The organism is Paraburkholderia sediminicola, from assembly GCF_046026675.1.
GTDB classification, from domain to species: Bacteria; Pseudomonadota; Gammaproteobacteria; order Burkholderiales; family Burkholderiaceae; genus Paraburkholderia; species Paraburkholderia sediminicola_F.
In genome coordinates this window covers 1,154,402-1,180,186 of record NZ_JAQQEY010000001.1, presented here as the reverse complement: position 1 = coordinate 1,180,186, position 25,785 = coordinate 1,154,402, and the positions used below count along the sequence as shown (strand labels likewise).

Sequence of the window (25,785 nt, the reverse complement as noted above, 5' to 3'; positions counted from 1 at the left end):
GTGCCGCTTTATAGTTCAGCGAGGATCGTGGACGACGCGGAAACCTTCTCACCGATCGACACACGCGGCCGGCTGCCAACCGGCAGGTACACGTCGACACGCGAGCCAAAACGGATAAATCCATAACGCTGGCCACGCGTGAGCGGCTCCCCCGAGCGTACGTAGCAAAGAATGCGCCGCGCAATCAGACCGGCGATCTGCACCGACGTCACCGTCTGGCCGCCGGCCATTTCGATCACTACCGCATTGCGCTCGTTTTCGAGCGAAGCCTTATCCACAGCGGCATTCAGGTACGCACCCGGGAAATATTCGACCTTGGAGATCGCACCGTCCACCGGTGAACGCTGCGAATGGACATTGAAAACGTTCATGAATACGCTGATCTTCAGCGCTTCACGGTTGGCATACGGATCATGCGCTGTCTCGACGGCGACGATACGGCCGTCGGCCGGGCACAGTACGGCGTTCGCCTGAGTCGGAATCGGGCGTGCCGGATCGCGGAAAAACTGCACGACGAAGATCAGGATCAGCCAGAACAGCCATGCAAAGCCGAATCCCGCGAAGGCATGAACCAGTAATGCAACGACGGCCGCGATGGCGATGAACGGCCAGCCTTCTCGCGCGATGATCGGATGAGGGTAATTCATGGATGGCTTCTGTATTTTTGTAAAACCGTAGGATAGCAAAAGCCGCCCAGGGTTCAGCACCCTTGGACGGCTTTTTGCATTACCGGCTGCTGCGACGAGGCGCCGCGCCGGTCAGATGCGATAAAACTGGCTTCTTAGTTCTTCGACTGGTCGACCAGCTTGTTCGCGGCGATCCACGGCATCATCGAACGCAGCTTGGCACCAACCGTTTCGATCTGGTGCTCGGCCGTCAGACGGCGGCGCGATTGCAGCGTCGGTGCGCCAGCCTTGTTTTCGATGATGAAGCTCTTTGCGTACTCGCCGGTCTGAATGTCCGTCAGCACTGCCTTCATCGCCTTCTTCGTTTCAGCCGTCACGATACGCGGACCCGTCACGTACTCGCCGTATTCGGCGTTGTTCGAGATCGAGTAGTTCATGTTCGCGATGCCGCCTTCGTAGATCAGGTCGACGATCAGCTTCAGTTCGTGCAGGCACTCGAAGTACGCCATTTCCGGCGCGTAACCCGCTTCCACCAGCGTTTCGAAGCCGGCCTTGATCAGGTCGACCGTACCGCCGCACAGCACGGCTTGTTCGCCGAACAGGTCGGTTTCCGTTTCTTCGCGGAAGTTCGTTTCGATGATACCGGCACGGCCGCCGCCGTTCGCTGCCGCGTACGACAGAGCGATGTCACGTGCTGCGCCCGACTTGTCTTGCGCAACGGCGATCAGGTGGGGCACGCCGCCACCTTGTGAGTACGTACCGCGAACCGTGTGGCCCGGCGCCTTCGGCGCGATCATGATCACGTCGAGGTCGGCACGCGGGATCACTTGACCGTAGTGGACGTTGAAGCCGTGCGCGAAGGCCAGCGCTGCGCCTTGCTTGGCGTTACCGTGCACTTCCTTTGCGTAGACTTCAGCGATCTGCTCGTCCGGCAGCAGCATCATGACGACGTCTGCGCCCTTCACGGCTTCCGCCACTTCCTTGACTTGCAGGCCCGCGTTCTCAGCCTTGCTCCACGATGCGCCGCCCTTGCGCAGACCGACCGTGATGTTCACGCCGCTTTCCTTCAGGTTCAGCGCGTGAGCATGGCCTTGCGAGCCATAGCCGATGATGGTGACTTGCTTGCCCTTGATGAGGGAGAGGTCGGCGTCCTTGTCGTAGAAAACTTTCATGTCGGTTCCTTGGCTAAATTCGGTGAAATCAGTGAAATACAAATACTGCGAATGGTGTATTGCTTGGCCGGGTTCTTGAAGGCACTGCCCGGCCCCGATCGAGACGTTAGCGAATCGTCGATAAGCTCGCGTCAAACCTTCAGAATGCGCTCGCCGCGGCCGATGCCCGAACTGCCCGTACGGACGGTTTCGAGAATCGCAGTCGCGTCGATCCCTTCGATGAAGGCATCGAGCTTGTCGCTCGCGCCCGTCAGTTCGATCGTGTAGGTCTTTTCGGTGACGTCGATGATGCGGCCGCGGAAAATATCCGACATCCGTTTCATCTCCTCACGTTCCTTGCCGACCGCCCTCACCTTGATCAACATCAGCTCACGCTCGATATGGGCGCCCTCGGTAAGGTCGACCACTTTCACCACCTCGATCAGGCGGTTCAGATGCTTCGTGATCTGTTCGATCACGTCGTCCGAGCCAATGGAGACGATGGTCATGCGCGACAGCGAACGGTCTTCGGTCGGAGCCACCGTCAAGGTTTCAATGTTGTAGCCGCGTGCCGAGAACAGCCCCACCACGCGTGATAACGCGCCCGGTTCGTTTTCCAGCAGGACAGAAATAATGTGTCTCATGTTTCGCTTCTTCCAGATGTTTTGTCGATGTATGCGAGCGGTTTCGCGCCGCTTCGTCCGCCTTCGCCCTTTGTGGAGGCGCGCACGACGAAGCCAACGCTAAAAACCGTCGTTATAGATCTTCCGAACCCATGAGCATCTCAGTGATGCCCTTGCCGGCCTGAACCATCGGCCAGACGTTTTCGGTCGGATCGGTCTGGAAATCGAGAAACACCGTGCGATCTTTCAGGCGCAGCGCTTCCTTCAGCGCCGGCTCGACATCGGCCGTGCGTTCGATACGCATGCCCACATGGCCGTACGCTTCGGCGAGCTTCACGAAATCCGGCAGCGCATCCATGTACGAATGCGAATAGCGCTTGCTGTATTCGATCTGCTGCCACTGGCGCACCATGCCCAGATAGCGGTTGTTCAGCGAAATGATCTTGATGGGCGTCTCGTACTGCTTGCAGGTCGAGAGTTCCTGGATACACATCTGGATCGAGCCTTCGCCCGTGATACAGAGCACGTCGTCGTCCGGGTGCGCCATCTTCACGCCCATCGCCGCCGGCAGGCCGAAGCCCATCGTGCCGAGGCCACCGGAATTGATCCAGCGGCGCGGCTTGTTGAAGCGATAGAACTGCGCGGCCCACATCTGGTGCTGGCCGACGTCGGAACACACGAAGGCATTGCCGTCGGTCAGCTCCCACGCCTTTTCCACCACGTACTGCGGCTTGATGATGTCGCTCTTGCGGTCGAACTTCAGGCAGTCTTTGGCGCGCCAGGCTTCGATGTCCTTCCACCAGTCGGCGAGCGCCGCAGTGTCCGGGCCATGCTCGGCCGTTTGCAACTGCTCGATCAACTCCTTCAGCACTTCCTTCACGTCGCCGACGATCGGAATGTCGACCTTGACGCGCTTGGAGATGGAAGAAGGATCGATGTCGATATGGATGATCTTGCGCGGGCGCGATGCGAAGTGCGCCGGGTCGCCGATCACACGGTCGTCGAAGCGCGCGCCGATCGCGATCAGCACGTCGCAGTGCTGCATCGCCATGTTGGCTTCGTACGTGCCGTGCATGCCGAGCATGCCGAGGAATTTCTTGTCGCTCGCGCGGTAGCCGCCCAGACCCATCAACGTATTCGTGATCGGGTAACCGAGCAGATCGGCGAATTGATTCAGCTCACGCGACGCATCCGCGAGGATGATGCCGCCGCCGGTGTAGATATACGGACGCTTGGCCGACAGCAACAAGGCCACGGCCTTGCGAATCTGGCCGGAGTGACCTTTCGTGACCGGGTTATACGAGCGCAGCGAAACGGTCTTGAGCGGTTCGTACTGGCACGGCATCTTCGACACGTCTTTCGGAATATCGATCAGCACCGGGCCGGGACGGCCGGTACGGGCGATATAGAAAGCTTTCTTGACGGTGGCTGCGAGGTCGCGCACGTCTTTCACGAGGTAGTTGTGCTTCACGCAGGGACGCGTGATGCCGACCGTATCGCACTCCTGGAACGCATCCTGACCGATCGCAGCAGTCGGCACCTGGCCGCTGATGATCACCATCGGGATCGAATCCATGTAGGCCGTGGCGATGCCGGTCACCGCATTGGTAACGCCGGGGCCGGAGGTCACGAGGCACACACCCACTTTGCCGGTGGAACGCGCATAGGCGTCGGCGGCGTGGACTGCGGCTTGTTCGTGGCGCACGAGGATGTGCTGGAATTTGTCCTGCTTGTACAGCTCGTCGTAAATGTAGAGTACCGAGCCGCCGGGATAGCCCCACACAAACTCGACGTCTTCGTCGGCCAATGCGCGCATGAGCACGGTGGCGCCGATAGAGTCAGCTTCAGGATGGGGGGTCGTATCCGACGTGGAGAATTCCGCGCTGGGCATATTCATTTATTCACCTTTCGAATTTTCGGCAAAAAATTGATCGGGTGCTCTCTGCCGGGCTTGTGGCTCGGGTTCAAGCGGCGCGTCCAGTTGACAGGTGAGCTTCTTGGGCCACACCTCAATTGAGACAAGTCACTTATGTTGCGAACCAGCGAAGATATCTGCAGATGTTCGCGCGGTCAAGCAAATATTGCCCTGGCGCCCTGCCCCTGAATCTCGTCACGGGTCAAAAACGACCGATACCGTGTTATAGAGATGCAAGGTAGGACAGGTTTCGCCCCAGCGGAGCGAAAGTTTGTTAGCATCCGCGAGTTTTACGACATTTTTCGACCGATTACGCGCACGCACGCTGCGCCGACCCCCAAACGGATGGCATCAGACAAGGAACTCGCCGATTTTCTGGCGGGCGTCGAAAGGCGCGCATTCAAGCAGACGGTCTACGCCGTGCGGGACGACGACGCCTCGCTCGATATCGTGCAGGACGCGATGATCAAGCTCGCCGAAAAATACGGCGACCGTCCAGCCGCCGAACTTCCGCTCCTGTTTCAGCGTATTCTCCAGAATGCGATGCACGACTATTTCCGTCGTGCCAAAGTGCGCAATACTTGGGTTAGTCTGTTCTCCTCGCTCGGCAACGCCGACGACGACGAATTCGACCCACTCGAAACATTCGAGGCGCAGCAAGGTTCAGCGGGCTCAGAAAGCAACGAACAGAAACTCGAACGCGAACAGGTCTTGCAGTTAATCGACGACGAGATCCAAAAGTTACCGGCACGTCAACGGGAGGCGTTTCTCATGCGTTATTGGGAAGATATGGATGTCGCCGAGACTGCCGCCGCGATGGGCTGCTCCGAAGGCAGTGTGAAAACACACTGTTCGCGGGCCACCCACACGCTGGCGCAAGCGCTCAAGGCTAAAGGAATCACGCTATGAGCTCCCTAGAAACCAAAGAACTCGAGTTCGCCCGCCAGGTGCGCCGCGCGCTCGACGAAACCGCCGCCAGTATTCCGTCCGCCACCGTCGACCGGCTCGCCGTGGCGCGCCGGGCCGCGCTCGCGCGCAAGAAGCCCGAGACCGTGAGCGCGCCGGTGTTTGTGCCCGCCTTCGCAGGTGCCGGCATGCCGCAGGTGGAGATGCCGCAGCGCCGCCGCTCGCCGCTGCGCCGCTTTGCGCTCGCCTGGCCGCTCGTCGCGCTGGTCGTCAGTCTCGTGGGCATCGCCTACTGGGAAGACCAGCAACGCACCGCCGAACTCGCCGATATCGATGCAGCCATGCTAAGCGACGACTTGCCGCTCAATGCCTATCTCGATCACGGTTTCAACGCGTACCTATCACGCGCCCACTGAGCGGGAGATTCTTCGGGTGAGTTACAAGCGCGGCTTGGCCGTTGTTTTCGGATGCGCGATCGCGGCCCTGGTGTCGTTTGCCGCGACGTATCCGCGCTTCTATCCGAGTCCGTCGACCGCCAGTGCGCCCGCCGCAGGCGGCAACGCAACCGCCAAGGCGCCCGCGCCTACGCTCGCCGTCGAACTGCCCGGCCTGTCCGGCAACAATGGCCCAATGGCGTGGTCGCGCCTGAGCTCGGCCGAGCACCTTGCGCTCGCGCCGTTCGCCGGCGCCTGGGATTCCTTTAGCGACGAACGCAAGCGAAAATGGATCAAGATCGCAGCACGTTATCCGAAGTTATCCCCTGATGCGCAAAAACGCTTGCATGACCGAATGACCGAATGGGTACGCATGACACCCGATCAGCGGCGCGTCGCCCGCGAAAACTACCAGGTGTCGAAGGAGCTGCCGCGCGAAACCCGCCAGAACGCATGGAAGACTTATCAGCAATTGCCGGAAGAGCAGAAAGAGCGGCTCGCCGCGAGCGAGCGTAAGCGGCGGCCGAGCGTCGTGAGCGCGCCGCCGTCCGGCAAGTCCGAGATCAAGGGCCTCGACCGTCTGGTCAATGCCCGGGAGCACGGCGCGAGCGGTGCAGCAGCAGCGAGTGCCGCGGCGGCGGCTCCGTTGCCGAGCCCGGTCGTCACGCCGGCGATTCCGGCTGCGGGCAGTTTCGTGCCCGCCACGCCGGTGCCGGTTTCGCCGGCAGAGGCGCCGTCGATTTTCAACGGCTCCTGATCCGCGTTCACTGTGTCCCAGCCGCTCGCCACCTCGACACTGCCCGCCGAATCATCCGGCGCTGCGCCCACCGTTCGCCGGCGCCTCGCCGCCCTGCTCTACGAAGCGGTGATCCTGTTCGGCGTCGTGTTCATCGCCGGCTACCTGTTCAGCACGTTGACGCAGCAGCGCAACGGTCTCACCCATCACAACCTGCTCGCAGCGTGGATCGGCCTCGTGGTCGGTCTGTATTTCGTCTGGTTCTGGACCCACAGCGGCCAGACGCTGCCGATGAAAACCTGGCGCCTGCGCGTCGTCGCCGCTAACGGCGCATCGCTGTCCATGGGCCGGGCGATCGCCCGTTACGTGCTCGCGTGGCTGTGGTTTTTGCCGCCGCTCGCGCTGCATCCGTTGCTGGGCCTTGCCGTGCCGCAGACGCTGCTGATCGCCGCAATCTGGTTCGTGCTGTGGGCTGCCACCGGCCGGTTCGATTCACAGCGTCAATTCCTGCACGACCGCCTCGCCGGTACACGCGTCATTAGCGTCGCGCACTGAGCAAACTGGCCGCCTCGCAATTCACGCCGCCACGCCCGCGGTTCGCGTTCGCTTGACCGCGATTGGCGCTCGCCGCAGACCTTGTCTGCACCGTCCTCTCCCGCCACAGTAATAAGAACTTCTCGTGACTGTCACGGCACGGTCACGCGCGACTGGCGCAATACGGGCACCGCAACTCGACGCGTGAGCCATGGACCCCAAAACGTCCGCGACTTCCCTGTTCCGCCAGACCGGCCCGAGCGTCGACCCTGTCGCGTTCCGCCCGGAACCCAACCCTAGCCACGGCTTGCCGTTGCCTGTACCGTCGCTGCCGCTCGACGCGCACGCCGGCCATCACGACGACGACCACGCCGAACCACACCGCTATCGCACCATCTGGCTGTCGGACATCCACCTCGGCTCGAGCGGTTGCCAGGCGCCGTATCTGCTCGACTTCCTGCGTCACAACGAGTCGGAATACCTGTACCTCGTGGGCGACATCATCGATGGCTGGCAGTTGAAAAAAGGCTGGTACTGGCCGCAGGCGCACAACGACGTCGTGCAGAAGGTGCTGCGCAAAGCACGCAAAGGCACCCAGGTGATCTACGTGCCGGGCAATCACGACGAAGCCGCGCGTCAGTTCTGCGACCTCGCGTTCGGCGACATCCACGTGCGCGGCGAAGCGTTCCACACGACGCTCGCCGGCAAGCGCCTGTGGATCGTGCACGGCGATCTGTTCGACGGCGTGATCCAGCATGCGAAGTGGCTCGCCTATCTCGGCGACACGCTCTACACGATGATCCTGATCCTGAACCGCTGGTTCAACCGGATCCGCAGCCGGCTCGGCTTTCCGTACTGGTCGCTGTCGCAATACCTGAAGCATCAGGTGAAGAACGCGGTGAATTTCATTTCGTCGTTCGAGCGCGTGATGACCGACGAAGCACGCCGCCGCGGTTGCGACGGCGTGGTCTGCGGGCACATTCACAAAGCCGAAATCCGCGACATCGACGGCGTGCTGTATTGCAACGACGGTGATTGGGTCGAAAGCCTGTCGGCACTCGTCGAGACGTATGAAGGCGAACTCAAGGTGATCTACTGGACCGTGATGCGCGCACCGGAAGTCGGCGTGCAAAAGGCCCAGGCGACCGCGTAGTCCCTCTCCACTTCTATTGGGCCTAAACCGATGAAGATCATGATCGTCACCGATGCATGGGAACCGCAGGTCAATGGCGTCGTGCGCACGCTGAAAAACACCACGCGCGAACTCACCGCGCTCGGCCACCAGGTCGATCTGCTGACGCCGCTCGAATTCAAGACGATTCCGTGCCCGACCTATCCGGAGATTCGCCTGTCGCTGCTACCGCGTCGCAAGCTCCATCAGCGCATTGACGAATTCACGCCCGACGCGCTGCACATCGCCACCGAAGGCCCACTCGGCATGGCCGCACGCTCCTATGCGATCAAGCACAAGCTGCCGTTCACAACCGCTTATCACACGCGCTTTCCCGAATACGTGCAGGCGCGTTTCGGCATTCCGATCGCGGCCACCTACAAGTTTCTGCACTGGTTCCACAAGCCGTCTCTGGCAGTGATGGCGCCCACGCCCGTGGTCAAGGCTGACCTCGAAAAATTCGGCTTCACCAACGTGGTGTTGTGGACTCGCGGCGTCGACCTCGACATCTTTCACCAGATGGAGTCGAAAGTTCTCAACACCGCACGGCCGATCTTTCTGTATGTGGGGCGTGTAGCAGTCGAGAAGAACGTCGAGGCGTTTCTCAAGCTCGATCTGCCCGGCTCCAAGTGGGTTGCCGGCGAAGGTCCGGCGCTCGCCGAACTGAAATCGCGCTATCCGCAAGCGAACTACCTGGGCGTGCTGACGCAAGCCGAACTAGCCAAGGTCTACGCGGCCGCCGACGTATTCGTGTTCCCGAGCCGCACCGATACCTTCGGACTCGTGCTGCTCGAAGCGCTGGCCTGCGGCACGCCGGTCGCGGCGTATCCGGTGACCGGTCCGATCGACGTGCTCGGCGACGGCGGCGCGGGCGCCATGCATGAAGACTTGCGCGAGGCTTGCCTCGAAGCGCTGAAGATTGAGCGCAGCCATGCGCGCGCGTGGGCCGAACGCTTCTCGTGGGCAGCCGCGTCCGAGCAATTCGCTGCACATTTGAAGCCGCTGCCGCGCACCTCATATAGCGAGGAAAGCGCCGCCGCGTGAAGCGACGCGCCGAGCCGTTTATGCGAACCCGAAACTCCACCGCCGCACGCGCGTCGAAAGGCGCGCTGCGCGCTGTCGACACCGAGGCCGCCGGCATCGAGCCGTTCGACGACGTGAGCGAGCATGGCACGCCGAATCATGTCGATCACTCGAATGGTTTTCACGGCATGAACGGTGCAAACCTCGAAGGCCTCGCGAACCCCGGGAGCGAGCCGCACAACGAACCACTCAGTCCCGACGATCCATTCGCACCGCTCCCCTTCAATCCATACAAGGGCAATCGCGGCGTGACTCGCGCGTGGCACGCGATGAAAAATTCACTGGCCGGGTTTCGCGTGGCGATCCGCGAGGAAAGCGCGTTTCGCCAGGAACTCACGCTCGCCGCGATTCTGATTCCGTGCGGCGTGCTGGTGCCGGTCGATTCCGTGTCGCGCGTGTTGCTGCTCGGCTCGGTACTGCTGGTGCTGATCGTCGAATTGCTGAATTCGAGCGTCGAGGCGGCTATCGACCGAATTTCGCTCGAGCGCCACGAGTTGTCGCGCCGTGCGAAGGATCTCGGCAGCGCGGCGGTCATGGTCGCGCTCGGCATGTGCGTGATGACGTGGGGACTGATCGTCGGGCCGCTCGTCGTGCATTGGGTCAAAGCGTGGCTCTGAGCGTGGCTATGGAATTCACCCCGAAGCACCGCCTGACGCCCTTTCCCGGCGCCCCAAAGAATGAAAACCCTGAGTATCCGTTTGGTATAAGAACGGTCGGTTTATAATCGTCCGATAGTCTTATCGGGAAACCGTTGAGGCGCTCAATCAAAATACCAACCACGTCCGGGTGGATCACGCTAGAGCGGCAAGCCGCCACGCGCCCAGCCCGGCGTAACCAGGGCCGGACGACATGGAAGCCAAACCTCCCCGCCGCACCCGCGAACGGATACTCGAGCTATCGTTGAAGCTGTTCAACGAGATCGGCGAGCCGAACGTCACGACGACGACGATCGCCGAGGAAATGGAAATCAGTCCAGGCAACCTGTACTACCACTTCCGCAATAAAGACGACATCATCAACAGCATCTTCGGCCAGTTCGAGCAGGAGATCGAAAAGCGTCTGCGCTTTCCCGACGACCACCGCGCGACGATCGACGAGATGTGGTCGTACCTGCAGTACATGGTCGATTTCACCTGGCGCTATCGTTTCCTGTATCGCGATCTGAACGATCTGCTCGCCCGCAACCGCACGCTCGAGACACACTTCAAGCAGATCATCAGCCACAAGGTGCGCTTTGCAAGCCAGTTCTGCGAGCAACTCGTGGCCGACGGAGAAATGGTCGCCACGCCCGAAGAACTGCAAGTGATCGCGACCAACATCGGCGTGATCGCCACGTACTGGCTGTCGTATCAGTTCGTGATGAACCCGCGCAAGTACAACGAGCAGGAAACGATTCGCGCTGAGCTGCATCAGGTTAGCGTGCAGATCGTCTCGCTGATGGCGCCTTATCTGCGCGGCCGCTCGCGGCAGATTTTCGACGATCTCGTCTCGGGCAAGCTGCCCAAACGCGAGTTCTACGACTACCTGCCGCCGAAGGAAGGTGCCGCGCCCCGTAACGAACCGAAGGACGTTTGAGTATGAAGTCGGTGTGTGTGTATTGCGGCTCCTCCGACGGAGCCAGACCCTTGTATGCCGAAGCCGCGCGCGCCTTCGGCCGTGCGCTGGTGCGGGCCGATCTCGCGCTGGTCTACGGCGGCGGCAAGGTTGGCCTGATGGGCGTGATCGCCGATACGGTGATGGCCGAAGGTGGCCGCGCAATCGGCGTGATTCCGGAGTTGCTGGTCAACAAGGAAGTCGGCCATAACGGACTGACCGAACTGCATGTGGTGCCCGACATGCATCATCGCAAGAAGATGATGGCCGACCTGTCCGATGCGTTCGTTGCGATGCCGGGCGGCGTGGGTACGCTCGAAGAACTGTTCGAGGTCTATACGTGGGCGCAGCTCGGCTATCACCAGAAGCCGGTGGCACTGCTGAATATCGACGGTTTCTACGATCCGCTGATCGCGCTCCTCAAGCACACGGTAGACGAAGGTTTCATGCGGCAGACCTATTTCGACATCCTGCAAAGGGAGGCCGATCCGGTCGTGCTGATCGACAGGCTACAACGCTACAAGCCGCCTGCCAGCGACAAATGGGCTGTCAAACGCGACGCCGTTTGATCGTAGCTTGATCGCCGCCTGCCGCGCTTCTTCGACCGCCTGAACGAACACCCGCCGTACGCTCCCGCGGCCCCCGCCCGAACGATGAGGTTGCAATGACGAAAGCCGTTCTGATCACCGGCGGCAGCCGCGGAATTGGCCGCGCGACCGCGCGTTTGCTGGGCGCGCGCGGCTGGTCTGTCGGCGTGAATTACGTACGGAACCTCGCGGCCGCGCAGGACACCGCTGCTGAAGTGGAACGCGCCGGCGGCCAGGCGTTGCCGATTGCCGGCGACGTCGCCAGTGAAGCCGATGTGATCGCGATGTTCGACGCGCTCCAGCAAAAATTCGGCCGGCTCGACGCGCTCGTCAACAATGCCGGGATCGTCGCGCCCTCGAGCCAGCTCGCGGATATGGACCTCGCGCGCCTGAAGCGCATGTTCGACGTCAATGTGCTCGGCGCGTATCTGTGCGCACGCGAAGCCGCGCGCCGGATGTCGACCGCTCGCGGCGGCGCGGGTGGCGTGATCGTGAACATCTCGTCGGCGGCCTCGCGTTTGGGTTCGCCGAACGAATACGTCGACTATGCCGGCTCGAAAGGCGCCGTCGACACTATGACGATCGGCCTCGCCAAGGAACTCGGCCAAGAGGGTGTGCGCGTGAACGCGGTGCGCCCCGGTCTGATCGATACCGAAATCCACGCCAGCGGCGGCAAGCCCGAACGCGCCGCCCAACTCGGCGCGACCACGCCGCTGGGCCGCCCCGGCCGCGCCGACGAAGTCGCCGAGTCGATCGTCTGGTTGCTGAGCGACGCCGCCTCGTACGTGACGGGCGCACTGCTCGACGTCGCCGGCGGACGCTGAATACCGCTCTTCTGTTCCCGCGGCCGGCGGCTCCGCACGGCCGCATTCTTCTTTCCCCACATTCCATTCCCGTCAATTTGACGAGGAATCGGCTCAATTCGTTCGGCTGAACACCATATTCCACGCTTTTTCTGTAATCGGCCGTAATAAACTGGGACTACAATCGCAGCGTTCGTATGCAACCGCATGCGACGCATAGGCAAAGCATAAGTCCGCGGCCCACGTCGCCGCGTACCGCGATCAGAGATTCCAATGTTCGAAAAGCCATCCGCGCCCTGGCGCGCGGGGAAGGTCGCGGTTGCGACGCCAGCGCCGGCCGGCCCTGCCGACGGCGCACCGGACACGCGTCCCGCTTCGGGACACGCAGCCGAAGCCGCAGCGCCCGCAAGGCCCGCCCCTGCCGGTCCCACGGAGCCCATCGCTCCGGCTCCCGCTTCGCGCGGCGCCCGGCGCTTGCGCGCGCTCACGGCAGCCCGTCCGCTGATGTGGCTGGTCGCGCTGGCGATCCTGTGCGCGTGGCTCCTGCCTGGCACCTTGGGCCACGAGCCCTGGAAGCAGGACGAGACCTACACGTTCGGGATCATCCAGCACATGCTCGACACCGGCGATCTGGTCGTGCCGACCAACGCCGGCCAACCCTTCGTCGAAAAGCCGCCGATCTACGACTGGGTCGCCGCCGGCCTCGTGTGGATGTTCGGCCGCTACCTGCCCTTGCATGACGCCGCCCGCCTCGCGAGCGCGCTCTTCGCCGGACTGACCGTCTACTACACGGCACGCGTCGCCCGCCGTGCGGTGGCTGCCTCGAGCTGGCTCGATATCCGTGTGATCGGCACGCTGGCCTTGTTCGGGAGCACGCTCGTCGTCATCAAGCACGTGCACGACATGATGACCGACGTCGCGCTGATGGCCGGCGCCGCGATCGGCTTCTGCGGACTATTCGAACTCGTCCTCGTGCATCTGCGCGACGAAGCACGCCTGCTAAGGGGCGATGCACGCCGCCGGCGTCACGCGATTCTGAGCGGCGCGGCGATGTTCGGTGCGGGCGTGGGCGTGTCGTTGCTGGCCAAGGGCCTGTTCGTGCCGCTCGTGTTCGGCGCCACCACCGTCGCAGTGCTAGTGCTGTATCCCGCCTGCCGCACCCGCAGCTTTGCAGGCGCGCTCGGCGTCGCCGCGCTGGTCTGCGCACCCTTCGCGCTGATCTGGCCGGTCTGTTTCTATCTGCGCTCCGAAGCGCTCTTCAAGGTCTGGCTGTGGGACAACAACGTCGGCCGCTTCTTCGGTTTTTCGGTGGCGGAACTCGGCTCTGAGAACGAGAGCCGTCTATTCGTGCTGCGCACTGTACTGAGCGTCGGCTTTCCGGTCGTGCCGCTTGCATTGGCCGCGCTCGCCGGCGGCGGATGGCGCCGCTGGCGCGATCCGCGTATCGCTCTGCCGGTGATTTTCGCGGGCACCGGTTTCGCCGTACTGCAAAGCTCGGCAACGGTGCGCGAACTGTACATCCTGCCGTTCATCGCCCCGCTCGCCCTGGTGGCGGTGCAATGCATCGAAAAGCTACCGCGGCGTCTGCACGCAAGCTGGGACATGGCAAGCCGCGTGCTGTTCGGCAGCACGGCCGCGCTCGCGTGGATCGTCTGGTCGATCATGAGCGATCCGGCCAACACGCACGCGTCGCTGCACCGGCTCGGCCGCTGGTTGCCGCTCGACTGGGTGCTGCCGGTCAAGCCCGGGCTGATCGCGGCCGCGCTGCTGATGACGCTCGGCTGGCTGTGGCTGCTGCCGGTCTTCAAATACACCGGCAAATGGCGCGGTGTGTTGAGCTGGTGTGCAGGTGCGATCCTCGCGTGGGGATTGGTGAGCACGCTGTTGCTGCCGTGGCTCGACCACGCGAAGAGCTACCGCTCCGTGTTCGAAAATCTCGGTGCCAGGATGAATATCGAGTGGAACGATGGGGATTGCATGGCCAGTATGGACCTCGGCGAATCCGAAGCGCCGATGCTGTACTACTACACCGGCATCGAACATCAACCGACCGCGAATACCGCGACGACCGAGTGCACGTGGCTGATCCAGCAGGGCCGCCGTGACAATCCGCGCGCGCCGGCAGGTGATTGGCGGCTGTTCTGGTCCGGTGCGCGTCCAGGCGACACCGACGAGCTGCTGCGGGTATTCGTGCGGACGCCGGCAATGCCCACGCGCGGCGAGTAGCACGTGGCAGCGCATGGCGCGCCCGAACTGCGCCTCCACGTTGCCGTTACGCCTGGAACGACGAGCCGGGCTCTTTCAGGAAGGCCCTTTCTTCATCCGTCGACTGGCGCTCAAGTACCGCATTGCGATGGGGAAAGCGTCCGAAACGTTCGATGATTCTGGCGTGCCTGACCGCGGAGGAATAGTAGGACGCACCGCCCGGCTCGGCCTTCAGCAGTTTGAACAGGCGCAGCGATTCGTGCTGGCTGGCAAGCGTTTCGTCGTGTTCAAAAGGTAGATATGCGAACGCGCGGTGATGTGCGGTCGGCAATAAAAGATCGGCGCCGCTAGCGATCATCTGTTGCGCGATGCGCAGCGCTTGATGATCGGCAGCGAAAGCGCGCGGTGTATTGCGGTGACAATTACGGGAAAACTGATCCAGCACGATAACCAGTGCTAACGCGCCGAGCGGAGTCTCCGTCCAGTTGTCGAGGGACTCTGCGCGCGCCGCGTCGATGAGTGCCCCGAAACGTTCCAGCAGCATCGCATCGAAGGCCGCGTCGCGGGAGAACCAGAGCTTGCGCGCCTCACCGAAGTTGGGCGTATTGGGAGTGCCGAACCAGCAGTCGAGGACTGCGCGCGCCTCTGCTGCTTCCGGCTCCGCTACCCGCTCAACCATTGCGATTGCGCATCCAGTCCGCAGTCTCGAAGAACGACGCCAGCAAGCGCTCCCTCAACGGCTCCGAAAGCCCAACGTCTTCCATCGCCCACGCCATGCAGCGAAGCCACTGATCCCGCTCGCTTGACGCGATCGGAAACGGCATATGTCTGGCGCGCAACCGCGGGTGGCCGAAGCGGCTGATGTAATGATCGGGGCCGCCCATCCATCCGCACAGGAACCAGAAGAACTTGTCGCGCGAGCCGTCGAGCGACTCGGGATGCAAGGCGCGAATCCCGGCGAATTCCGCTTCGAGATCCATCAAGTCATAAAACCGGTCGACCAGTTCGCGCACGCGCGCTTCACCGCCCACCAGTTCGAAGGCCGTTGGCTGTGCCGCGGACACTTCGTCGTTAAGATCGCTCATACCCAATCACAAAAACAGGAAAGAAAAATCACGCGTCTCGCAGCGATTGCAACGCGGGCCGCGCCAGCACATGCCGCAAGCTGAGCCAGCCACCCACGCCCGCGCAGGCGATTCCGGCTGCGATACCCGCCGGCAACAACCACGGATCGAACGTCAGATAAAACTCGAACACACGCGTCGCCAGTTGCCAGCCGATCACCTGCGCACCGAGCGCCGCCATTAAACCGGCGAGCGCGCCAACCGCCACGAACTCGGCGACCTGCACCGCCCGCACCTGGCGATGCGAGGCCCCCAGCGCGCGCAGCAGCGCGGATTCTCGCATACGCTCATCGCGGGTGCCGGCAAGCGCCGCGTAGAGCACCAGCACGCCGGCCGCGAGCGTGAACGCGAACAGGAACTGCACCGCGCCAACCACCTGCTGCAGGACACGCTGCACCTGCGCCAGAATCGGACCAGTGTCGATTGCCGTGAGGTTCGGATAGGCGGCGATCAACCCGTCGATAGTCGATTGCTTGTCGGACGGTAAATGGAAGCTCGTGATGAACGTCGCCGGGAAATCCTGCAAGGCGGCCGGCGGCATCAGCACGAAAAAGTTGACCTTGAACGAGCCCCAGTCGAGCTTGCGCACACTCGTCACCGGCGCATCGATCTGCAGACCCGTCACGTCGAAGCGCAGCGTATCGCCGGGCTTAACGTTGATCAGCTTCGCGAGCCCCTGCTCGATCGAAATCTGCGGTGTCTTCGTGTCGCCATACCACGTGCCGGCAGAGAGACGGTTGTCGTCGGGCAGCTCGGTGGTGTATGACAGATTGAATTCGCGGTCGACGAGACGCCTCGCATCGTCGCCCTTGAACGAATCCGGATTGACCGGCTTGCCGTTGATCGCGATCAACCGGCCGCGCACCATCGGCGCGAGCACCGTGCCGGGCACGCCGTGCGTGCCCAGATACTGCGTGACGGCGTCGCGCTGGTCGGGCTGGATATCGATAATGAATTCATTCGGCGCATCGGGCGGCGTCGATTTGCGCCAGCCGGCCACAAGATCGTTGCGTGTCATCGCGATCAGCAACAGGCACATCAGGCCGATGCCGAGCGCGGTGATCTGCAGCGCGCTCGCGCCACTGCGCCGCTCGAGCGACGCCAACGCGTAGCGCCAGCCGATGCCCGCATTCACGCGCTCACTGCGCACGACACGCGAAGCGCCCCACAACGCCAGCCGCGCGATGCACGCGAACACCAGCAGGCCGCCGGCGAAGCCGCCCGCGACGATGCCACCGAGCTTCAACTCGCCCGCGGCAACGATCAGGAGCGCGGCGAACAGCACGATGCCGAGCGCGTAGGCGGCCCAGGCGGTGCGCCCCGCTTCGCCCCATTCGCGGCGCAGCACGCGCACTGGCGGCACGCGTGTCAGCGGCAACAGCGGCGGCAACGCAAACCCGAGCAACAACACGAGACCGGCTGCGATACCTTCGAGCGCTGGCCATGCGGTTGGATACGGCAGCACGACGTCGATCAGACTGCCGAGCCACGTCAACAACGCCATGTGCCCCAGATAACCGAGCGCCACGCCGAGCGCGCCACCGATCAAACCCAGCCCCACGAATTCAAGCGTGAACAGCGTGCGTAGCGTGGCTTGACTGACACCCAAACAGCGCATCGCCGCGCAGCCGTCCAGATGCCGGCGCATATACCGGTGCGCGGCCATAGCGATCGCCACCGCCGCGAGCAATGCAGTGAGCAGCGAGACCAGCGTGAGAAAGTGGCTCGCGCGGTCGAGCGTCTGACGCACTTGCGGCTGCCCGTCCTGCAACGACTCGAGCGCAACGCCGCGCATCTTGCCGCCGTCCACCTTGTCATGCGCGAATTGCGCGAAGCGCGCCACCGATGCATCCGAACCCGCCACCAGCAAGCGATAAGTCACTCGGCTGCCGAAGGTGATGAGACCGGTCGACTGGACATCGTCGGCACGCAGCATCAAACGCGGCGAAAAATTGACGAACGAGAAACCACGGTCGAGTTCGCGCGTAATCACACCGCCGATCGTGAAGCTGCGGGACCCAACCTTCACGGCGTCGCCGACATGCAGCTTCAGTGCGTCGAGCAGTGCCTGATCGACCCATACCGTGCCAGGTGCCGGAATCGATTGGGTGGGATGGTCCGCCGCGCCCGGCGCTGAAGCAATCCGCAACGCGCCGCGCAACGGATAACCGGGCGACACCGCCTTGATAGCGGCCAGCCGCGAGACCGGCTGCGTGCCGGTCGAGTTGATCATGCTGGGAAAGATCGCCGTACTGGCGGTATTCAGACCGAGCGCGCTGGCTTGCTGCGCGAACTGTGGATCGACCGGATGATCGGCGCGGACGATGAAATCAGCGGCGATCATGCGCCGTGCATCGCGCTCGAGCCCCTGATGCAAACGGTCAGCCAGAAAACCGACACTCGACAGCGCCGCAACGGCCAGCACCAACGCCAGCAACAGCATTGTCAGTTCGCCGGCGCGCCAGTCGCGCGCCGTCATGCGGATAGCCTGGCGCAACAGATCCATACTGCCCAACCGGCTCGCTGCCTTGGCGCGCGCCGTTACCCCGCGTCCCGTATCGCTCAATCGTGCCGACTCCTGGCAAAGCGCGACACCATGTGCGTCGCCATCCCGCGAAAACCGCCCTGCACCCCGCGCCACAGACGCGGCAACGCCCAGGCGGCGAGCATCAGAAAGCCCACCATCAAGACCAGGAACAGAAGCGGCACGAACAGTGCGAGCAACATGCCGCCGAACACCAGGCCGTCTTCAGCGGTCGAGGTCACGACATTCGACACCGGTTCCGGCGACAGATTGATCAGCGCGCGCGTGCCCGCTTTGGCCAGATGCGCAGTGCCCGCCAACGTGCCGCCTGCCAGTGCAGCGACCGTCAGCAGCGCAGGATCGGCATGGCCGAGCGCGCCGGCCGCCAGCACGGCGCCGGCGGGAATGCGGATAAAGGTATGGATCGCGTCCCATAAGGAATCGAACGCGGGGATCTTGTCGGCGAGAAATTCCGTGACCGTCAGCACGCCGGCGACACCGATTACCCACGGCGAAGACAGCGCGGACAGCGTATCGGGGAGATGGATGAAGCCAAGACGTGCGAACACGCCGGCCAGCAGGACTGTCAGATAGAGGCGCAGACCGCTGCCCCATGAGAGGCCCGCAGCGAGCGAAAGTGATTCAAGCATGGCCGCCTCCAGGCGCGCTGTGCGTGCCGGGCGCTTCGACGGGCATTGGAAAGGGAGCCGCCGCACCGAAGTCGTCAGACCCGCGCCAAGCCGGCCGCGCCAAATAGGCCGCGGGCAAATTCAGGTTGGATTCGATCTCATTATAGCCACGTTAATTCGCAGAACGCAGAGCGACTAACAAATGGCGGACTCTAATGGCAGGGTATTGGCGCACGGTTTGAGCGCATGCGGACACGATATTCGGACCCGCCAACAGGGCTTAATGCCCCGACGACAGCTTCAAACCGATCAATCCGATCACAATCAGCGCCGCACTCGCCACCCGCGCGACCGTCAGGGCCTCGCCCATCATGACGATGCCGAAGATGAACGCGCCGACCGCGCCGATCCCCGTCCACACGGCGTAGGCCGTGCCGAGCGGCAACTGGCGCATCGCCATGGCGAGCAGAACGAAACTGCCGAGGGCAGTCACGATCGTGAACACGGACGGCCAGAGCCGGGTGAAACCGTCGGAGGTTTTGAGACCGGCCGCCCATGCGACTTCAAGCAAACCGGCAATCAGCAGAAGAATCCAGGACATGAGACAGCTCCATAGTCAGATGGGGCCGTCCCCGTTTGTAGCAGTGCGCAAGGTCGTCCTTACGAACTGTAATTATATCAAAATAGTGCGCCGCCTTGCTGCGGCGACAAGCCGCAAGGGCGCGCAAGAGGGCGCGGCGGACGGCTCGGACAGGCTCAAACCGCGCCCACCAGCCGGTATCCCACGCCCGTTTCCGTGACGATATGCTCCGGCTGCGCCGGGTCGCGCTCCAGTTTCCCGCGCAGATGCGCCATGTAAATACGCAGATAGTGGTGGCTCTCGACATGCGACGGCCCCCACACGTCACGCAGCAATTGCCGGTGCGTCAGCACGCGCCCGGCGTGGCGCACCAGTGTCGCGAGCAGGCGATATTCGATCGGCGTGAGATGGACGGCCACGCCGTCGCGGCTCACCTGACGCAAGGCCAGATCGACCGTCACCGCGCCGAAGCGCACCAGCGGCGATTCATTCGCGCCGCCCTGATTGCGGCGCCGCATATGTGCGCGGATCCGCGCCAGCAGCTCGGAGACGCCGAACGGTTTGGTGAGGTAGTCATCCGCGCCAGCGTCGAGCGCGGCGACTTTCTCGGTTTCCTGAGTGCGCGCCGATAGCACGATGACCGGCAGCTCGCTCCAGCCACGCAGCTCGCGAATCACGTCGAGACCGTCGGTATCGGGCAGGCCGAGATCGACGATGACCAGATCGGGCTTGCGCGTCGCGGCTTCGACGAGACCTTGCTTGCCAGTCTCGGCGTCGTGCACAACGATGCCCTCGCCTTCCAGCGCGGTTCGCACGAAGCGGCGAATCTGCTTTTCGTCTTCAATCAGGACGACTGTGATGCTCGGGTCACTCATGGCTAGGCTTGGAACGCTGGTTAAGAGTTAAATCGTGGTCCGGCAACGCATCGGCGCCTTCGTCTTCCAGCGCATCCGGTGCTTCAGGCGGCGTTTCCACCGGCAGCGTGAACCAGAAACGCGCGCCTTCGACGCGGCCGTCCGCAGACATCCGATTGAGCGCGCCGATTGTACCGCCGTGCGCTTCCACGATTGCGCGGCAGATCGCGAGGCCGAGGCCAATGCCTGGCTTAGCCGACTCTTTCTCGCCGCGCGTGAATTTTTCGAACACACGCGCTTCCATGCCGGCCGGCAAACCCGGTCCGTTATCGTCGACCGCGACGCGTACGAACGACTTGCCGTCCGCGTCGAGACGTTGCGCGCCGATCGTCAGGGGCGTGTCCGGCGGCGTGTACTTGGCCGCGTTCTCGAACAGGTTCGAGAAGAGCCGCTCCATCAGCACCGCATCGAGGTGCAGCAGCGGCAAATCCGCAGGCAGCTTCACCTGTACGGGATGATTCGCCAGCACACGCTTGCAGGCCCGCAGCGCGGCGCCCACCGTTTCTTCGAGGAGCGTCCACTGCTGGTTCAATTGCAGGCTGCCCGCCTGCAAGCGCGCCATGTCGAGCAGATTGGTGACGATGCCGGTCATGCGCAGCGCTTCTTCGTGAATCGCTTCGACGAGATCGTCGCCAGGCTGCGCACCGGGATGCGCCTCGCGCGATTGCGCCAGCATCGACGAGAAGCCGACGATCGTCGTCAACGGCGTACGCAGGTCGTGCGAAATCGCCGAGAGGAGCGAATTGCGCAAGCGCTCGGATTCCATATTGACGAGCGCATCGCGTGCGATGTCGACGTAGTGCACACGTTCGAGGGCCAGCGCGATCTGGGCGGCGAACGCGTCGAGCATGCGTTGCTGCTCGGGCACGTCGAGCTCACGCTCATCGCGCATCACGACCGCGAGCACGCCGCGCGTGCGCATCGGCGCTTTCAGCGGCAGGTACAGCGCGGCGGCGGCCGGCAGTGTATCGGTGCCTTGCCCGGCAGGCTTCTGCTGGTCGTAGACCCATTGGCCGACGTCGATATCAAGCGTCTCGCCTTCGAGCGTGATCGTCGCGTCGGGATCTTCGATCTTCTGCTTGACCTGATCGGCGCTGTCCGGCAACAGAATCGCGACGCGCGCGCCGAACACTTCGCTCACATGCCGGCTGCCGATGCCGACGATCTGCTCGGTGGTGAGTGCCGCCGCCAGCTCACGCGCCATCGCATACATCGCACCGGTGCGTTGCTCCCGACGCCGCGCAACACTCGCCTCGCGGCGCAAGCTCGACGTGAGATGGCTGATGACAAGCGAGGTCAGCAGCATGCCGAAGAAGGTCAGCAAATACTGCGTATCGGACACCGACAACGACATGCGCGGCGGCACGAAGAAGAAATCGAATGCCGCCACGCTCATGAACGACAGCACGACGCCCGGCCCGCGCCCCAGCTTCACGGCGGTGAAGATCACGCCGAGCAGGTACAGCATGACGAGGTTGGTCAGATCGATATGGTCGATCAACTGGCTCGACAGCAGCGTAATGGCCGCACAGATCGCCAGCGCGATGCCGTAGGCGCGCGGCGGCGAACGGCGTTCGCGCGCCGTGCTCAATGCCTCGCGCCACGCGTTGGCGGTGGTGTTCAGTAAGCGGCGATGCTCAGCGCCATCGCGTTCCGACGACGCGCGAATCAGCGTGAGATCGAGATCGCCCGCGCGTTCGGCGATGCGCTCACCGAGCGGCCGGCGCAGCCAGCGCTTGAGACCGGTGCGCGCCGACGCGCCGGCCACCAGCTTCGAGACGTTGCGAGCCTGCGCGTAACCGATCAGCGCGGCGACCGCATCGGTACCGGCAAGCGTCGCGGTTTCGGCGCCGAGTTCGGCGGCGAGCTTCAAGGCATTCAGCGTGCGTTCGCGGCGCGCGTCGGGCAAGCGCTGCAGTGCGGGCGTTTCCACATAGACGGCGATCCAGTCTGCCTTCAGGCTGGCGGCGAGACGCGCCGCCGCGCGCACCAGCATCGGTGCTTCCGGGCCAGGGCCGACGCACACCAGCAAGCGCTCACGCGCCTGCCAGATCCGCTGGATCGAACGATCAGCGCGATATTCGCGCATCTGCGCATCGACTCGGTCGGCGGTACGGCGCAATGCCAGCTCGCGCAGCGCGATCAGATTGCCCTTGCGAAAGAAGTTGCGCACCGCACGCTCGGCCTGCTGCGGCAAATACACTTTGCCGTCGCGCATCCGGTCGAGCAGTTCTTCGGCGGGCAGGTCGACCAGCGTGACTTCGTCGGCGCGATCGAACACGCGGTCGGGCACCGTCTCCCAGACACGAATGCCGGTGATCTGGCCGACCACGTCGTTCAGGCTTTCGAGGTGCTGGACGTTGACCGTGGTGTAGACGTCGATGCCCGCGTCGAGCAGTTCGTAGACATCCTGCCAGCGCTTCAGATGCCGGGCGCCCTGCACGTTCGAATGCGCAAGCTCGTCGACGAGAATCAGTTGCGGCTTGCGAGCGAGCGCGGCGTCGAGATCGAACTCGCCGAGCTTACGGCCGCGATACTCGATATGCGCGAGCGGCAGCACGTCGAGGCCTTCGAGCAGCGCAGCGGTTTCGCTGCGGCCATGCGTTTCGGCGATGCCGACCACCACGTCCGCACCTTCATCGGCACGGCGCCGCGCGGCCTGCAACATCGCATAGGTCTTGCCCACGCCCGCCGACGCGCCGAAGAAAATCTTCAGCCTGCCCCGCTGACGTTTTTCTTCGTCGCGTTGCAGCTTGTCGAGCAGTTCATCAGGATCGGGGCGGTTCATGCTCAATGGTTTTCATAGTAAGGCGAGCGATAGTGCACGCATGGTGGCACGGCAGCAGCCGCGCCGCAAATGGCGAAGGCGGCCCCGCATGGACGCCGCCTCCTCGAATCATAGCCATCAACAGCGCTTGCTAGCGCTCAACCTTGTTTCATCTCATCGAGCGCCAGATTCAGTTGCAGCACGTTCACCCGCGATTCACCGAAAATGCCGAACTGGCGGCCGCTCGTATAACGATCGACCAGTGCCTGCACGTCGTTCGTGGCGAGCTTACGCGCTTTGGCGACGCGTTCGATCTGATACGCGGCCGCCGCCGGGCTGATCTCGGGATCGAGACCGCTGCCCGAGGACGTCACCAGATCGACCGGCACCGGCTGCGACATATCCGTGCCGGCAGCCTTCAACGCGTCGATACGGCCTTTGACCTCATCGAGCAGCGCCGGGTTGGTCGGTCCGAGATTCGAACCGCTCGAGCCCTGCGAGTTGTACGGCATCGGGCTGGTGGCCGACAGACGGCCCCAGAAGTACTGCGGCGCATCGAACTGCTGGCCGATCAGCTTCGAGCCGACCACCTTGCCGTCCTTCTCGAGCATGCTGCCGTTGGCCTGATTGTTGAAGGCCGCCTGACCAACCGCGGTCATCACGGCGGGATAAGCGAGGCCGGTGACCGCGGTCAGCACCGCGAAGATCACGATTAACGGACGGAACAGATTTTTCATGATGAGTAATTCCTCTTAAACAGCCGCTGCTCAAACCCAGCCGAACGCGGCCAGCACCATATCGATCAGCTTGATACCGATGAACGGCACGATGATCCCGCCCAGACCGTAGACCAGCAGATTGCGACGCAACAGAATCGCCGCGCCCAGCGCCCGGTACTTCACGCCTTTGAGCGCCAGCGGAATCAGCAGCACGATAATCAGCGCATTGAAAATCACCGCCGACATGATCGCCGAGGCCGGCGTGGCCAGATGCATCACGTTCAGCGCGTTCAGTGCCGGATACGTGGTCGCAAACGCAGCCGGGATGATCGCGAAGTACTTGGCCACGTCGTTCGCAATCGAGAACGTGGTGAGCGAACCGCGCGTCATCAGCATCTGCTTGCCGATCTCGACAATCTCGATCAGCTTGGTCGGATTCGAATCTAGGTCGACCATGTTGCCGGCTTCTTTCGCCGCCTGCGTGCCGGTGTTCATCGCCACCGCGACGTCGGCCTGTGCGAGCGCCGGGGCGTCGTTGGTGCCGTCGCCGGTCATCGCGACGAGCCGGCCTTCGGCCTGGTGCGCGCGGATCGTGGCGAGTTTGGCTTCCGGCGTAGCTTCGGCGAGGAAATCGTCGACGCCTGCTTCGGCCGCGATCGCTGCTGCCGTCAGCCGGTTGTCACCCGTCACCATGATGGTCTTGATACCCATCTTGCGCAGTTCGGCGAAGCGCTCCTTGATGCCGCCCTTCACCACGTCCTTCAGCTCGATCACGCCGAGCACGCGTGCGCCCTGCTCGCCTTTCTCGGCGACTACCAGCGGCGTGCTGCCACGACGTGCGACTTCAGCGACCGCAGTACTGACTTCGTTCGGGAAACGGCCGCCGTTCGCTTCGACGTAGTTCTTCACCGCATCGGACGCGCCCTTGCGGATTTCGCGGCCCGGCAGATCGACACCGCTCATCCGCGTTTGCGCGGTGAAGGCGAGGAATTCCGCCTTCAGCGAAGCCATATCGCGCTGACGGATATTGAAGCGCTGCTTCGCCAGCACAACAATGCTGCGGCCTTCCGGCGTTTCGTCGGCGAGCGACGAAAGCTGGGCCGCGTCGGCGAGTGCTTCTTCGGTCAAGCCGGGCGCCGGCACGAACTGCGATGCCTGGCGGTTACCGAGAGTGATCGTGCCGGTCTTGTCGAGCAACAGCACGTCGACGTCACCTGCGGCTTCAACAGCACGGCCCGAGGTGGCGATCACGTTGGCCTGCATCATGCGGCTCATACCGGCCACACCGATCGCCGACAACAGCCCGCCGATGGTGGTCGGAATCAGACACACCAGCAGCGCGACCAGCGCGGTAATCGTGACCACGTGACCGGCTTTTGCGGCTTCGACGGAGAACATCGAGAACGGCAGCAGCGTGGCGGTCGCCAGCAACATCACGATGGTCAGCGCGACCAGCAGAATCGTCAGTGCGATTTCGTTCGGCGTCTTCTGACGCTTGGCGCCCTCGACCATCGCGATCATGCGGTCGAGGAAGGCCTCGCCCGGATTCGCCGTGACACGCACGACGATCCAGTCCGACAGCACGCGCGTGCCACCTGTCACCGACGAAAAGTCGCCGCCCGACTCGCGGATCACCGGTGCCGATTCGCCCGTGATCGCCGATTCGTCGACCGACGCAACACCGTCGATCACTTCGCCGTCAGCCGGAATCACGTCGCCGGTTTCGACCAGCACAACGTCGCCTTTGCGCAGATCGGACGCCGTCAGAATGCGGATCGGCGACTTCGGATGCGGCTCGTTGAGCTTCTTGGCCATCACGTCTTTCTTCGCGCTGCGCAGCGACGCTGCCTGGGCCTTGGAACGGCCTTCGGCGAGCGCTTCCGCGAAGTTCGCGAACAGCACCGTGAACCACAGCCACAAGGTGACCGCGAGAATGAAGCCCGCGGGCGCCTCGGCCTGACCGCCGAGCGCGGCGATCCACAGAATGGTCGTCAGAATACTGCCGACGTACACGCAGAACATCACCGGGTTACGGAACTGCGTGCGCGGCGTGAGCTTTTTGAAGGAGTCCACGATCGCCGGGCGCAGCAGCGCCGGGTCGAACATGGACCTGGTTGCATTATGTTCAGTCATTGAATCCTCGAATTTCCCGTTTGCGCCT

At 63.2% G+C, this 25,785-nt stretch carries 24 protein-coding genes; 11 read left to right on the top strand and 13 right to left on the bottom strand.

All coding sequences use genetic code 11. The features are described 5' to 3' along the window. Nucleotides 1-8: 8 nt before the first annotated feature. The 4 genes from PQQ86_RS05140 to PQQ86_RS05125 all read right to left on the bottom strand — a co-directional run bounded on the left by PQQ86_RS05140 (nucleotide 9) and on the right by PQQ86_RS05125 (nucleotide 4,297). Nucleotides 9-647, bottom strand: a complete 639-nt coding sequence (locus PQQ86_RS05140) for a phosphatidylserine decarboxylase (RefSeq protein WP_054034968.1) — start codon at nucleotides 645-647, stop codon at nucleotides 9-11. Nucleotides 648-781: 134 nt separating this feature from the next. Continuing rightward, a complete protein-coding gene (ilvC, locus tag PQQ86_RS05135; protein ID WP_035551801.1) occupies nucleotides 782-1,798 on the bottom strand; it encodes a ketol-acid reductoisomerase in 1,017 nt (338 codons plus the stop codon). Between the two features lie 131 nt (nucleotides 1,799-1,929). Beyond that, complete coding sequence (gene ilvN, locus PQQ86_RS05130; protein WP_011487482.1) at nucleotides 1,930-2,421, bottom strand: acetolactate synthase small subunit; 492 nt, start codon at nucleotides 2,419-2,421, stop codon at nucleotides 1,930-1,932. Between the two features lie 112 nt (nucleotides 2,422-2,533). Continuing rightward, nucleotides 2,534-4,297 (bottom strand): acetolactate synthase 3 catalytic subunit, encoded by a 1,764-nt coding sequence (locus PQQ86_RS05125; protein WP_408265202.1) that lies wholly within the window; start codon nucleotides 4,295-4,297, stop codon nucleotides 2,534-2,536. Between the two features lie 363 nt (nucleotides 4,298-4,660). Between PQQ86_RS05125 and PQQ86_RS05120 the strand changes: the two genes are divergently transcribed. The 11 genes from PQQ86_RS05120 to PQQ86_RS05070 all read left to right on the top strand — a co-directional run bounded on the left by PQQ86_RS05120 (nucleotide 4,661) and on the right by PQQ86_RS05070 (nucleotide 14,388). Continuing rightward, nucleotides 4,661-5,224 (top strand): RNA polymerase sigma factor, encoded by a 564-nt coding sequence (locus tag PQQ86_RS05120; protein WP_054034971.1) that lies wholly within the window; start codon nucleotides 4,661-4,663, stop codon nucleotides 5,222-5,224. Beyond that, the gene (locus PQQ86_RS05115; RefSeq protein WP_408265201.1) at nucleotides 5,221-5,637 is read left to right on the top strand and encodes a DUF3619 family protein; all 417 of its coding nucleotides are present in this window, start codon (nucleotides 5,221-5,223) and stop codon (nucleotides 5,635-5,637) included. The genes PQQ86_RS05120 and PQQ86_RS05115 overlap by 4 nt, the downstream gene beginning before the upstream one ends. Before the next feature lie 16 nt (nucleotides 5,638-5,653). Continuing rightward, the gene (locus PQQ86_RS05110) at nucleotides 5,654-6,412 is read left to right on the top strand and encodes a DUF3106 domain-containing protein (protein ID WP_408270096.1); all 759 of its coding nucleotides are present in this window, start codon (nucleotides 5,654-5,656) and stop codon (nucleotides 6,410-6,412) included. A gap of 12 nt (nucleotides 6,413-6,424) precedes the next feature. Further along, nucleotides 6,425-6,946 carry an RDD family protein gene (locus PQQ86_RS05105; protein WP_408265200.1) on the top strand — a complete coding sequence of 174 codons (522 nt, stop codon included), beginning with the start codon at nucleotides 6,425-6,427 and terminating at the stop codon, nucleotides 6,944-6,946. A gap of 190 nt (nucleotides 6,947-7,136) precedes the next feature. Then, nucleotides 7,137-8,078 carry a UDP-2,3-diacylglucosamine diphosphatase gene (locus PQQ86_RS05100; RefSeq protein ID WP_408265199.1) on the top strand — a complete coding sequence of 314 codons (942 nt, stop codon included), beginning with the start codon at nucleotides 7,137-7,139 and terminating at the stop codon, nucleotides 8,076-8,078. A 30-nt stretch (nucleotides 8,079-8,108) separates the two neighbouring features. Beyond that, complete coding sequence (locus PQQ86_RS05095) at nucleotides 8,109-9,140, top strand: glycosyltransferase family 4 protein (RefSeq protein ID WP_408265198.1); 1,032 nt, start codon at nucleotides 8,109-8,111, stop codon at nucleotides 9,138-9,140. Between the two features lie 20 nt (nucleotides 9,141-9,160). Continuing rightward, nucleotides 9,161-9,796, top strand: coding sequence for a diacylglycerol kinase (locus PQQ86_RS05090; protein WP_408265197.1), 636 nt, complete (start codon nucleotides 9,161-9,163; stop codon nucleotides 9,794-9,796). A 232-nt stretch (nucleotides 9,797-10,028) separates the two neighbouring features. After that, entirely contained in the window at nucleotides 10,029-10,754 is a 726-nt protein-coding gene (locus PQQ86_RS05085) for a TetR/AcrR family transcriptional regulator (protein ID WP_408265196.1), read from the top strand. Nucleotides 10,755-10,756: 2 nt separating this feature from the next. Then, entirely contained in the window at nucleotides 10,757-11,341 is a 585-nt protein-coding gene (locus PQQ86_RS05080; RefSeq protein WP_408265195.1) for an LOG family protein, read from the top strand. A 95-nt stretch (nucleotides 11,342-11,436) separates the two neighbouring features. Continuing rightward, nucleotides 11,437-12,183, top strand: coding sequence for an SDR family oxidoreductase (locus tag PQQ86_RS05075; RefSeq protein ID WP_408265194.1), 747 nt, complete (start codon nucleotides 11,437-11,439; stop codon nucleotides 12,181-12,183). 252 nt (nucleotides 12,184-12,435) lie between these two features. Then, complete coding sequence (locus PQQ86_RS05070) at nucleotides 12,436-14,388, top strand: ArnT family glycosyltransferase (protein WP_408265193.1); 1,953 nt, start codon at nucleotides 12,436-12,438, stop codon at nucleotides 14,386-14,388. Between the two features lie 46 nt (nucleotides 14,389-14,434). On the opposite strand, the gene PQQ86_RS05065 is transcribed toward PQQ86_RS05070, so the two are convergent. The 9 genes from PQQ86_RS05065 to kdpB all read right to left on the bottom strand — a co-directional run bounded on the left by PQQ86_RS05065 (nucleotide 14,435) and on the right by kdpB (nucleotide 25,757). Continuing rightward, entirely contained in the window at nucleotides 14,435-15,046 is a 612-nt protein-coding gene (locus PQQ86_RS05065; protein ID WP_408265192.1) for a DUF924 family protein, read from the bottom strand. Further along, nucleotides 15,039-15,452, bottom strand: coding sequence for a group II truncated hemoglobin (locus PQQ86_RS05060; RefSeq protein WP_175052842.1), 414 nt, complete (start codon nucleotides 15,450-15,452; stop codon nucleotides 15,039-15,041). Before PQQ86_RS05060 ends, PQQ86_RS05065 begins: the two co-directional genes overlap by 8 nt. 28 nt (nucleotides 15,453-15,480) lie before the next feature. Continuing rightward, nucleotides 15,481-17,997, bottom strand: a complete 2,517-nt coding sequence (locus tag PQQ86_RS05055) for an ABC transporter permease (protein ID WP_408270093.1) — start codon at nucleotides 17,995-17,997, stop codon at nucleotides 15,481-15,483. Nucleotides 17,998-18,053: 56 nt separating this feature from the next. After that, nucleotides 18,054-18,665, bottom strand: coding sequence for a DUF4126 domain-containing protein (locus PQQ86_RS05050; RefSeq protein ID WP_054034982.1), 612 nt, complete (start codon nucleotides 18,663-18,665; stop codon nucleotides 18,054-18,056). A gap of 259 nt (nucleotides 18,666-18,924) precedes the next feature. Further along, nucleotides 18,925-19,245, bottom strand: coding sequence for a quaternary ammonium compound efflux SMR transporter SugE (gene sugE, locus PQQ86_RS05045; RefSeq protein ID WP_093639567.1), 321 nt, complete (start codon nucleotides 19,243-19,245; stop codon nucleotides 18,925-18,927). A gap of 155 nt (nucleotides 19,246-19,400) precedes the next feature. Further along, nucleotides 19,401-20,099 carry a two-component system response regulator KdpE gene (gene kdpE, locus PQQ86_RS05040; RefSeq protein ID WP_063495267.1) on the bottom strand — a complete coding sequence of 233 codons (699 nt, stop codon included), beginning with the start codon at nucleotides 20,097-20,099 and terminating at the stop codon, nucleotides 19,401-19,403. Next, a complete protein-coding gene (locus PQQ86_RS05035) occupies nucleotides 20,092-22,926 on the bottom strand; it encodes a DUF4118 domain-containing protein (protein ID WP_408265191.1) in 2,835 nt (944 codons plus the stop codon). Before PQQ86_RS05035 ends, kdpE begins: the two co-directional genes overlap by 8 nt. A gap of 137 nt (nucleotides 22,927-23,063) precedes the next feature. Next, complete coding sequence (kdpC, locus tag PQQ86_RS05030) at nucleotides 23,064-23,642, bottom strand: potassium-transporting ATPase subunit KdpC (protein WP_408265190.1); 579 nt, start codon at nucleotides 23,640-23,642, stop codon at nucleotides 23,064-23,066. A gap of 30 nt (nucleotides 23,643-23,672) precedes the next feature. Beyond that, nucleotides 23,673-25,757 carry a potassium-transporting ATPase subunit KdpB gene (kdpB, locus tag PQQ86_RS05025; protein ID WP_408265189.1) on the bottom strand — a complete coding sequence of 695 codons (2,085 nt, stop codon included), beginning with the start codon at nucleotides 25,755-25,757 and terminating at the stop codon, nucleotides 23,673-23,675. Nucleotides 25,758-25,785: the final 28 nt, after the last annotated feature.

What these genes read in the sequence shown, in the direction of transcription:
- PQQ86_RS05035 (WP_408265191.1), bottom strand. Translation starts at nt 22,926, where the DNA reads ATGAACCGCCCCGATCCTGATGAACTGCTCGACAAGCTGCAACGCGAC.
- PQQ86_RS05055 (WP_408270093.1), bottom strand. Translation starts at nt 17,997, where the DNA reads ATGGATCTGTTGCGCCAGGCTATCCGCATGACGGCGCGCGACTGGCGC.
- PQQ86_RS05080 (WP_408265195.1), top strand. Translation starts at nt 10,757, where the DNA reads ATGAAGTCGGTGTGTGTGTATTGCGGCTCCTCCGACGGAGCCAGACCC.
- sugE (WP_093639567.1), bottom strand. Translation starts at nt 19,245, where the DNA reads ATGTCCTGGATTCTTCTGCTGATTGCCGGTTTGCTTGAAGTCGCATGG.
- PQQ86_RS05095 (WP_408265198.1), top strand. Translation starts at nt 8,109, where the DNA reads ATGAAGATCATGATCGTCACCGATGCATGGGAACCGCAGGTCAATGGC.
- kdpC (WP_408265190.1), bottom strand. Translation starts at nt 23,642, where the DNA reads ATGAAAAATCTGTTCCGTCCGTTAATCGTGATCTTCGCGGTGCTGACC.
- ilvC (WP_035551801.1), bottom strand. Translation starts at nt 1,798, where the DNA reads ATGAAAGTTTTCTACGACAAGGACGCCGACCTCTCCCTCATCAAGGGC.
- PQQ86_RS05115 (WP_408265201.1), top strand. Translation starts at nt 5,221, where the DNA reads ATGAGCTCCCTAGAAACCAAAGAACTCGAGTTCGCCCGCCAGGTGCGC.
- PQQ86_RS05065 (WP_408265192.1), bottom strand. Translation starts at nt 15,046, where the DNA reads ATGGTTGAGCGGGTAGCGGAGCCGGAAGCAGCAGAGGCGCGCGCAGTC.
- kdpB (WP_408265189.1), bottom strand. Translation starts at nt 25,757, where the DNA reads ATGACTGAACATAATGCAACCAGGTCCATGTTCGACCCGGCGCTGCTG.
- PQQ86_RS05050 (WP_054034982.1), bottom strand. Translation starts at nt 18,665, where the DNA reads ATGCTTGAATCACTTTCGCTCGCTGCGGGCCTCTCATGGGGCAGCGGT.
- PQQ86_RS05085 (WP_408265196.1), top strand. Translation starts at nt 10,029, where the DNA reads ATGGAAGCCAAACCTCCCCGCCGCACCCGCGAACGGATACTCGAGCTA.
- PQQ86_RS05070 (WP_408265193.1), top strand. Translation starts at nt 12,436, where the DNA reads ATGTTCGAAAAGCCATCCGCGCCCTGGCGCGCGGGGAAGGTCGCGGTT.
- PQQ86_RS05075 (WP_408265194.1), top strand. Translation starts at nt 11,437, where the DNA reads ATGACGAAAGCCGTTCTGATCACCGGCGGCAGCCGCGGAATTGGCCGC.
- ilvN (WP_011487482.1), bottom strand. Translation starts at nt 2,421, where the DNA reads ATGAGACACATTATTTCTGTCCTGCTGGAAAACGAACCGGGCGCGTTA.
- PQQ86_RS05100 (WP_408265199.1), top strand. Translation starts at nt 7,137, where the DNA reads ATGGACCCCAAAACGTCCGCGACTTCCCTGTTCCGCCAGACCGGCCCG.
- PQQ86_RS05120 (WP_054034971.1), top strand. Translation starts at nt 4,661, where the DNA reads ATGGCATCAGACAAGGAACTCGCCGATTTTCTGGCGGGCGTCGAAAGG.
- kdpE (WP_063495267.1), bottom strand. Translation starts at nt 20,099, where the DNA reads ATGAGTGACCCGAGCATCACAGTCGTCCTGATTGAAGACGAAAAGCAG.
- PQQ86_RS05090 (WP_408265197.1), top strand. Translation starts at nt 9,161, where the DNA reads ATGCGAACCCGAAACTCCACCGCCGCACGCGCGTCGAAAGGCGCGCTG.
- PQQ86_RS05125 (WP_408265202.1), bottom strand. Translation starts at nt 4,297, where the DNA reads ATGAATATGCCCAGCGCGGAATTCTCCACGTCGGATACGACCCCCCAT.
- PQQ86_RS05140 (WP_054034968.1), bottom strand. Translation starts at nt 647, where the DNA reads ATGAATTACCCTCATCCGATCATCGCGCGAGAAGGCTGGCCGTTCATC.
- PQQ86_RS05060 (WP_175052842.1), bottom strand. Translation starts at nt 15,452, where the DNA reads ATGAGCGATCTTAACGACGAAGTGTCCGCGGCACAGCCAACGGCCTTC.